Annotated in this window: 6 protein-coding genes; 4 read left to right on the forward strand and 2 right to left on the reverse strand. The window is 64.5% G+C overall.

Translation table 11 applies throughout. The annotated features are described in order from the left end of the window. Positions 1–143: 143 nt before the first annotated feature. Both P1U48_RS15845 and P1U48_RS15850 read right to left on the reverse strand, forming a co-directional pair. Positions 144–1511: a PQQ-like beta-propeller repeat protein gene (locus P1U48_RS15845; protein WP_301070155.1), complete on the reverse strand. Its 1368-nt coding sequence runs from the start codon at positions 1509–1511 to the stop codon at positions 144–146. A 17-nt stretch (positions 1512–1528) separates the two neighbouring features. Continuing rightward, a complete protein-coding gene (locus tag P1U48_RS15850; protein ID WP_301070156.1) occupies positions 1529–2209 on the reverse strand; it encodes a tetratricopeptide repeat protein in 681 nt (226 codons plus the stop codon). 232 nt (positions 2210–2441) lie between these two features. Between P1U48_RS15850 and P1U48_RS15855 the strand changes: the two genes are divergently transcribed. The 4 genes from P1U48_RS15855 to P1U48_RS15870 all read left to right on the forward strand — a co-directional run. After that, positions 2442–3755: an efflux RND transporter periplasmic adaptor subunit gene (locus P1U48_RS15855; RefSeq protein WP_301070157.1), complete on the forward strand. Its 1314-nt coding sequence runs from the start codon at positions 2442–2444 to the stop codon at positions 3753–3755. Beyond that, positions 3752–7312 (forward strand): efflux RND transporter permease subunit, encoded by a 3561-nt coding sequence (locus P1U48_RS15860; protein ID WP_301070158.1) that lies wholly within the window; start codon positions 3752–3754, stop codon positions 7310–7312. The genes P1U48_RS15855 and P1U48_RS15860 overlap by 4 nt, the downstream gene beginning before the upstream one ends. 129 nt (positions 7313–7441) lie before the next feature. Beyond that, on the forward strand, positions 7442–7612 hold the full coding sequence (locus P1U48_RS15865; protein WP_301070159.1) for a hypothetical protein: 171 nt from the start codon (positions 7442–7444) through the stop codon (positions 7610–7612). A 327-nt stretch (positions 7613–7939) separates the two neighbouring features. After that, positions 7940–9102: ABC transporter substrate-binding protein (locus P1U48_RS15870; protein ID WP_301070160.1), on the forward strand; the 1163-nt coding region annotated here is incomplete at its 3' end.

A 9102-nucleotide genomic window follows, 5' to 3' on the forward strand; every position in this document is an offset into this window, starting at 1 on the left:
AGGATCAGGAACTGCCCCGATACACCAAAGCCGCAGCGCCGGAAAGCGCAGCGTCAGGCGGCGGGAGAATGCCGGCGGGATGGCGGGCGGGGCGACGGCGCAGCCGAGCGGCGCGCGGCCTCCCGCCGCTTCCAGGTCAAAAGCTAGCGATAGGCCAGGAGCTGGCCCTTGCTGGACACCACGTAAAGCGTGCCGCCCGCAACCACCGGATTCACCGTGGCGCCACCGGGCACCTCGATCGAGCGGGTCAAGGCGCCAGAACGCGGATCGAACACGCGCAGGACCCCGTCATTCGAGGCGACGATCACCTGACCACCCGCAACAATCGGGCCGTAATGGGTGAACACGTTTTTTTGCTGTTTCGGGCGATCCTTGACAAAGAACGGCAGTTCCACCCCCCAGATCCGCGCGCCGGTCTTGGCGTCCAGGCGCAGCACCTCGTTGCGGTCCGAAACGATGAACAGCGAGCCGCCGATCACCACCGGTGCCGACAATGGCCCCTCCGGTGCGGTCCACAGGATATCGCCATTGCCCAGGCTCAGCGCCGACAGGCGCCCGGAATGGGTGCCGACATAGATCGTGTCGCCGACCACCACAGGATCACCGGTGACCTCGGCCAGGTTGGCGCGGGCGATGCCGTCGCGGCGTCCGGCGACAAAGCTCTGCCAGCGTTGCACCCCGCCGCGCCGGAAGGCGGCGACGATCTCGCCACTGCTATGGGGGAAAATCGCATAATCATCGGTCAGCGCCGGCGCGGCACCGCCCAGCACCCCGTTCAACCGGGTGGCCGAGGGCAGTTGCCACAGCACCCGGCCATTGTCCGCGGCCACCGCAGTGGCGGTCGCATCCCCGGCAACCAGATAGACCACGCCCTTGTAATAGGTCGGGGTGCTGTTGGCCGGGGTGTCGAGGTCCTGTTGCCAGAGCACCGCGCCGCTGACCGGATCAAGCGCGCTGAGCAGGCCAAAACCGGAGGTCACGAACAGTTTGCCCTCGCCCATCGCCAGCCCGCCGCCACTGGCGTCGCGGGCGTTTTCCCGGGCCGGAACCAGATCGCGCTGCCACAGGGTCTGACCGGCGGTCGAGGTGGCGGTCACCGTCGCCTCGGCATCCAGGGTGAATATCCGGCTGTCGCTGACCACCGGATCGGCGGTGATCCGGTTGCGGCGCCCGTCCCCGGCACCGATCGGCGCCGCCCAGGCCAGTTGCAGCGCCGAGGACAGCGCCGGATGCGTCACCCGGGTCGACGGGGTGCCGCTGCGTTGCAGCCAATTGGCATTCACCACCGGCTTGGGCAGTGAAATCGGCACGTTGCGGTTGCTGAGATCCTCGGTCTCCAGCGCCTCGGTCTGCAGGACCGAGCGCGGATCTTCGCGTTTGCCGGGCAGGATGATCTCGCGTTCATCACAGGCCGCCAGGACTCCCAGCGTGCCGATCAGCAGCGCGCCCAGCCCGCGCCGTGCCCAGAGATCCGGTCGATGCGTGCCGGTGACTTCGCCTGACTTTGCCATCTGTCGCGGCCCCCTGCCTATTCGTTGCCCGATGTGTTGGCATCGCCAGCCGCCGGATCCTCGCCCAGTGCAACCATCAACTGAGACGCCCGCTGACGCAAGCCCGAGGTCACTTCGGCATCCGCCAGAATCGCCCGCAGCGCGCTCAGCGCGGCCTCGGCGTCACCGGTTTCGATCAGGCTCAGCGCGATCTGTTCCTCGGCCAGCAGCCGCAGCCCGGACCCCGGGCGCGCCAGGGCGGTATACCCGTCAATCCGTTCCTGCGGGGTCAGCTCCTCGGCCCGCAGCGCCAGCGCCTTGAACCGGGCCAGGTCGCGGTAGACCTGTGGCAGATCAGCCAGTTCCGCCACCGCCTCTAGCCGATCGGCTGCGGCGCTGGCGTCACCAGCCTGCGCCGCCTCGGCTGCGGCGAGAAACGCCACCACTGCCTGTTGTCCGTTGGATGTGGCGGGCACGGTCGCCAGGGCCGCGCTGCGCGCGCCCGGGTCGCTCTGTTCCAGCGCCGACAACAGCGCATCGCCGAGTCCCTCGGCGGCGGTGCGATCCTGCGCCTTCTGGTATTCACGCCAGGCCGCACCGGCAACCAGCAACAGCACCAGAGCAATGGCGATCCAGCCATAGCGCCGCATCATCGCGAACAGCCGGTCACGGCGGACCTCTTCGGTGACTTCCTCGATGAAGCTGTCGGATTGACTCACGCGCCCTACCCCTTGTTTTGCGGCCACTCTTACAGCGTTGCCCAGCCGCTGCCAATACCCGCAGGCCGCCTGCGACGCCACCGCCGGTCCCTTGCACGACGTTGCAGAAATGTCTATTCTGAACCGATTAGTTCAGAATTGCGGATCGCCACACTTGCAACCGGCCCTCTGGCGCCTATTTGCACCCCAATTCACCGCGCGCGCGCGCTCAAATCATCGGACTTGCTTTTTTATGCGACTGGTTCCCGTTCTTACGGCCATCCTCGTGGCCGCCACCCTGTTTGTCGTGGTGCTGCACCGTGATGCGCTGATCGCCTTTGCCAATGGCGCCAGTTTTGACGAAGCGGTGGCCATCGCCCGGGGCGAGGCGCCTGCGCCCGGCGACACCACGGACGAAACCGCCAGCGCTGATACGGACGGTGCCGCCGAGGCCAAAGCGGCCGAGGCTGACGCCACCGACGCCGGGCCAAAGCCGGTGCGGGTCATCGCCCTGCATTCGACCGCACAGGTGGTTGACGGCGCGGTGCTGCTGCGCGGTGAGACCCAGGCCTTCCGCCAGGTTGAACTGCGGGCCGAAACCTCGGGCCGGATGATATCGAACCCGTTGCGCAAAGGCGCCAGCATCACCGCCGGTGAAGTGATCTGCGCGCTTGATCCCGGCACCCGTGAGGCCTCGCTGGCCGAGGCCGAGGCCCGCCTGGCCGAGGCGCGCGCCGCGATCCCGACCGCGAAAGCCCGGGTGGAAGAGGCCCGCGCCGGGCTGGAAGAGGCCAAGCTGAACCAGAACGCAGCGGTGAAACTGGCCGAGGGCGGTTATGCCAGCGACACCCGGGTCGCTTCGGTCAACGCGGCGGAGCGATCCGCCGAAGCCGCCGTTGCCTCGGCGGAATCGGGGCTGGCAACGGTCAGCGCCTCGATCCAGGCGGCCGAGGCGTCAGTCGCCGCCGCAACCCGCGAGATCGAGCGGCTGACGATCATGGCCCCCTTTGCCGGGCTGCTGGAATCTGACACCGCCGAACTCGGCGCCTTGCTGCAAACCGGCGGGCTCTGCGCCACGATCATCCAGCTCGATCCGATCAAGCTGGTGGCCTATATCCCCGAGACTCAGGTCAACCGGGTCTCGCTGGGCGCCCGCGCCGGGGCGCGGCTGGCGACCGGTGGCGCCGATATCATCGGCACCGTCAGCTTTCTGTCGAAATCCGCCGACCCGCAGACCCGCACCTTTCTGGTTGAAATCGAAGTGCCCAATCCCGGCCTCTTGATCCGCGACGGCCAGACCGTTGAGATCGGCATCGAAGCGGCCGGTGCCCAGGCGCATCTGCTGCCGCAATCGGCGTTGACACTGGACGATGACGGCGCGCTCGGGGTGCGGATCGTGGCTGCGGACGACACCGCCAAATTCGTGCCGGTCAGGTTGCTGCGCGATACCCCGCGCGGCGTCTGGGTGACCGGGCTGGCCGAGACCGCGGATGTGATCATCATCGGCCAGGAATATGTGGTGACCGGGGTGCCGGTGCTGGCCACCTTTGAGGAGCCGACGCAATGACCGGTCTCGTCTCATGGGCCGCCGACCGCGCCCGGATGATCATGGCATTCATCGCCCTGTCGCTGCTGGCGGGGGGCTATACCTATGCCAGCCTGCCAAAAGAGGGTGAGCCGGATATCGAAATCCCGGCGCTGTTCATCTCGGTCCCCTTCCCCGGCATATCTGCCAACGATTCCGAAACCCTGCTGGTCAAGCCGATGGAGGCCGAACTGGCCGATCTGGACGGGCTTGACCGGATGACGGCAACCGCCTCGGAAGGCTATGCCGGGATCGCGCTGGAGTTCGAATTCGGCTGGGACAAGACCAAGACCATGGCCGACGTCCGCGACGCCATGTCGACGGCCGAAAGCAAGTTTCCCGCCGGATTTGACAAATATTCGGTGAACGAGATCAACTTTTCCGAATTCCCGATCATCATCATCAACCTGACCGGCCAGGTGCCGGAACGGAAGATGACCCAGGTCGCCAAGGCGTTGCAGGAAAAGGTCGAAGGCCTGGACGCGGTGCTGGAGGCCGGGATCGCCGGCAACCGGGACGAGATGGTCGAGGTGATCATCGATCCGCTGCGGCTGGAAAGCTATAACGTGACCGCGGATGAGCTGATCAGCGTGGTGACCAACAACAACCAGCTGATTGCAGCGGGCACCATTGAAAGCGACGGCGGCACCTTTGCGGTGAAGATCCCGGCCAGTTTCGACGAACCGCGCGACATCTATCAATTGCCGGTCAAACGCAACGGCGACCGCACTGTAACCCTGGGCGAGCTGGCCGAGATCCGGCTGACCTTTGAGGACCGCACCGGCACCGCCCGGTTCAACGGCGAACCCACGGTCGCGCTGCAAGTCGTCAAGCGCAAGGGCTTCAACCTGATCGACACTGTCGCCGAGGTGAAGACCGTTGTCGCAGCAGCCCAGGCCGACTGGCCCGACGAATTGAAGGCCGCGGTGCAGGTCGGCAGTTCGAATGACCAGAGCCGGGTTGTCGGCTCGATGGTGCAACAGCTCGAAGGGTCGGTCCTGACCGCCATCGCGCTGGTGATGATGGTGGTGCTGGCCGCGCTCGGACCGCGCCCGGCGCTGCTGGTCGGCTTTGCGATTCCGACCTCGTTCCTGCTCTGCTTTGTGCTGCTCGGGGTGATGGGGATCACGATTTCCAACATCGTGATGTTCGGGTTGATCCTGGCTGTCGGCATGCTGGTCGACGGCGCCATCGTGGTGGTCGAATATGCCGATCGGCGGATCTCGGAAGGATCCGGCCCGATGCATGCTTATGTCGAAGCGGCGCAGCGGATGTTCTGGCCGGTGATCTCGTCCACCGCCACGACGCTCTGTGCATTTCTGCCGATGCTGTTCTGGCCCGGCGTGCCCGGGCAATTCATGGGCATGCTGCCGGTCACCCTGATCTTTGTGCTGATGGCCTCGCTGATCGTGGCGCTGATCTATCTGCCGGTGATGGGCGGCGTGTCCGGTCGGCTGTCGCGGAATTTCAACCGTGCCTCGGATGTGCTGCGCCGCAAACTGCCCTGGGTGGTGCGCGCGGCGCTGGTGCCGGTGGTTCTGTGGCTGATGTTCGTCGGCGCGATGCAGACGATCAACCCCGGCTATCTGACCGGCGGCGAGGCCAAGATGACCGGGCCGCTGGCGGCGCTGCCGGGGATCGTGCTTTTCCTGATCGCGGCGGTTCTGGCCTCAGTCACCATGGGCGCCGCGCAGATCACCTGGCGGCGGACCAAGGTTCGTGCCGGGCATCAGCGCACCCTGTTTGGCCTGTTCATCAAGATGATCGCCGGCAATCCGATCATGCCGATCGTCACCATCGCCGCGGTCGGCGCTTTTGTGATCACCACGTTCTCCTATTTCGGTGAGAACAACAACGGCGTCGAATTCTTTACCGACACCGAGCCGGAACAGGCGATTGTCTATGTCCGCGCCCGTGGCAACCTGTCGTTGAAACAGAAAGACGCGCTGGTGAAGGCCGCCGAACAGGTGGTGCTGGCGCATCCGGGCGTCGACAGCGCCTTTGCCTTTTCCGGCGATGGCGGGCTCAACACCAACACCGGCGGCGCCCAGCCGCCGCTGGACACGATCGGCCAGATCCAGCTGGAAATCGTGCCTTGGGAGGACCGCCGCGACCAGCCCGAACTGGACGGCAATATTGTGATCGACGAGCTGACCACGGCGCTGGAAGCGCTGCCCGGCAGCAAGGTCGAGGTGCTCTCGGCCAACCGCGGCCCGGCCTCGGCCAAGCCGGTGCATCTGCGCCTGAAGGGCAATGATTGGGATGCGCTGGTCACCGCGACCGAAAAGGTGCGGGCGAAATTCGATACCACCACCGGCCTGATCCAGGTCGAGGACACCCTGCCCCTGCCCGGCATCGACTGGCAGATCGACGTCGATGTCGAAAAGGCCGGGCGCTACGGCGCCAATGTGGTGGTGGTCGGCGCGATGGTGCAACTGGTCACCCGTGGGCTGCTGCTGGATACGATGAGCGTCGACTCCTCGGACGAGGAAATCGACATCCGGGTGCGACTGCCGGAGAAAGACCGGGTGCTGTCGACCCTCGACACCCTGCGGGTGCGCACCACCAACGGGCTGGTGCCGCTGTCGAATTTCATCACCCGCAAACCGGTGGCGCAGCTGGCGCAGATCAAGCGCGTCGACCAGACCCGCTATTTCGACGTCAAGGCGGCGGTGGCCGCGGGGATGCAGGTGCAAGGCGCCGAGGGCAAATCGGTGCCGCTGACCGCCGCCGAGCGCATCGAGACCCTCACCACCTGGCTGAACGACGGTGTGGAGCTGCCCGCCGGCGTCGAATGGGAATGGACCGGCGATCAGGAGGATCAATCCGAAAGCCAGGACTTCCTGATGTCGGCCTTTGCCGCCGCGCTGGCGTTGATGTTCATCATCCTGCTGGCGCAGTTCAACTCGTTCTACAACGCCACGCTGGTGCTGCTGGCGGTGGTGTTGTCGACCGCCGGGGTGCTGATCGGCATGATCGTGATGGATCAGGCATTTTCGATCATCATGACCGGCACCGGAATCGTGGCTCTGGCCGGGATCGTGGTGAACAACAACATCGTGCTGATCGACACCTATCAGGAATATTCCGCCTATATGCCCCGGATAGAGGCGATCATCCGCACCGCCGAGGCGCGGATCCGCCCGGTGCTGTTGACCACGATCACCACCATGGCCGGTCTGGCGCCGATGATGCTGGGCCTGTCGCTGGATTTCTTCAACGGCGGCTATTCGATCGACAGCCCGACAGCGCTGTGGTGGAAGCAGCTGGCAACGGCGGTGGTCTTTGGTCTTGGCATTGCCACGGTGCTGACCCTGGTGTTCACCCCGTCAATGCTGGCGCTGCGCGTCTGGGCGGTGACCTATCTGCACTGGACCGCCCGGCTGCTGGCGAAGCTGTCCTTTGGCCGCGGCAGCCGCGCCGCCGAGGATTGGGCGCTGCGCCGCGCCGCCCGCCGGGTGAAAGCCGCCGAGATCATTTGGGACGATGAAACTGCGGCGACCACCCAACCGATCGGGGTGCTCAAGGCGGCAGAATGAGCTGAGCCCGGGTTGCGCCGGGCCGGGCCCCTCGCGCAGGGGAATGCGCCGTCCCCGCCCCCCTAACGGGGGTGGTTCGGCGCGGCGCCTCTGGCGGGCGTAGTAGCAGCAAACACGCCGAAACATCCATTGATCCGCGCCGCCAATCCTCAGGGCTGGAATTCACCAAATGATGGTGCCCCCCGCCTGATCGCCGCGAATTTTTTTCGCAACCTGGGCCTGTCGCGGTTTGATGCCGCTCCTTTGATAGCACTCACTGCAACAAAGGAGACCGACTATGGAACTGAGACGGACGGGTGAATTCCGGCAAGATGCGGCGCGGATCGCACTGACGCGTTGGTCTGTCCGCAACAGGATCGCAGTGAGGTCATCCCTTCTTTTGCAACCGGCGAAAAGGCCCAATCAGATCCGCGAATGACTCAATCGTGGCGGTTATCGTGGCACTGGGCGGATTATCTGCGGAAAAATTGCGCACAATTTTGCAACTGCAGAATTTACACCTCGGCTGGCGGGGCCTTCGCTTGCCGAACTGTGATCAATTCCCGATGAATTGTGCGCAATCCTGGCGTTCGATCCTACACAACGGTTTGAAATGCCTCCCACACATGCGTCTCGGTTTCGGGAGGCATGGCGGTGCATCTCTTCGGTTGGCTCTGTTCTGCAACGGGGCTTGCGGGGTCGGGACATGAGACACGAAAGGCCGGGATGTCCCGCAGAAATGCAACCACCAAAGAGGTAAAGCAAATGTGTGAACGACACGGAAACTTCTACAAAACATTCTCGCGGCGCGACGTGCTGAAATCGGGCGGACGCACCGGCGCGGCGATCGCCGTCAGCTCATCGCTGGCGGGCCTGCTGATGCCTTCGGCGGCGCATGCCAACACGACGATCAAAGCGACCCACGGCACCGGTTTCTGCAACCTCGGCTTCTTCCTCGCCAAGGAACGCGGCCTGACCACCGACGCCGGTGTCGACATTGATTTTGTCGTCACCCCATCCAACCAGGACATCGCCACGCTGTTTGGCGCCGGAATCGTCGATATGTCGATGATCCCCTACTCGAATTTCATGACCCTCTATGATGCCGGCGCACCGGTGAAGATTGTCGCTGGTGGCGGCGTCGAGGGCTGCGTGATCGTTGGCAGGGAAGGTATCATGAGCCCCGCTGACCTGAAGGGCAAAAAGTTTGGCACCTTCCAGGCCGATACGTTGGAAGTGCTGCCTTATGACTGGCTGAAGAAGGCGGGCATGAGCTTCAATGACGTCGACGTCCGCTACATGAACACCTCCCCGGAATTGGCTCAGGCCTTCATTTCGGGAGCGCTGGACGCGATTTGCCACATCGAGCCCTACGCCACCCAGACGGTTGAAGCGACACCCGGCGCCTCGGTGCTCTCTGACGGGACCGATGTCTATGGGGCGGGTTACTCCGACTGCGTCCTCGCGGTCCGCACCCCGCTTCTGGAAGAGAACCCCGATGCGGTCAAGGCGGTGATCAAGGCGCTGTTCCAAGCCCAACAAGCGACCGAGTCAGATCTGGAAGCGGCACTGAAGGACACGGTCGGCAGCTACTACAAGACCAGCTACGAGGCCGCCCAGAACGCGTCGCAGAAGCAGCCCGTTGTCGTGGACCAGCGCAACCAGACCCAGTTCATCATCGAACGCAGCAAGTCGATGCAGGAGCTTGGCTACATCCAAAATCTGCCCGACGAGCAGGCTTTCGACTGGAGCCTAATTGTCACGTCCCGTAAGCTGGTAAGGAATTTTCTTGAACAGCTCTGGTTTGAGTT

Origin of the sequence: Pseudooceanicola sp. (assembly GCF_029213205.1) — a bacterium.
Classification (GTDB): domain Bacteria; phylum Pseudomonadota; class Alphaproteobacteria; order Rhodobacterales; family Rhodobacteraceae; genus Pseudooceanicola.

Bases quoted from the DNA above. Each gene is read 5' to 3' on its own strand.
- P1U48_RS15845 (WP_301070155.1), bottom strand. From the start codon at position 1,511: ATGGCAAAGTCAGGCGAAGTCACCGGCACGCATCGACCGGATCTCTGG.
- P1U48_RS15855 (WP_301070157.1), top strand. From the start codon at position 2,442: ATGCGACTGGTTCCCGTTCTTACGGCCATCCTCGTGGCCGCCACCCTG.
- P1U48_RS15860 (WP_301070158.1), top strand. From the start codon at position 3,752: ATGACCGGTCTCGTCTCATGGGCCGCCGACCGCGCCCGGATGATCATG.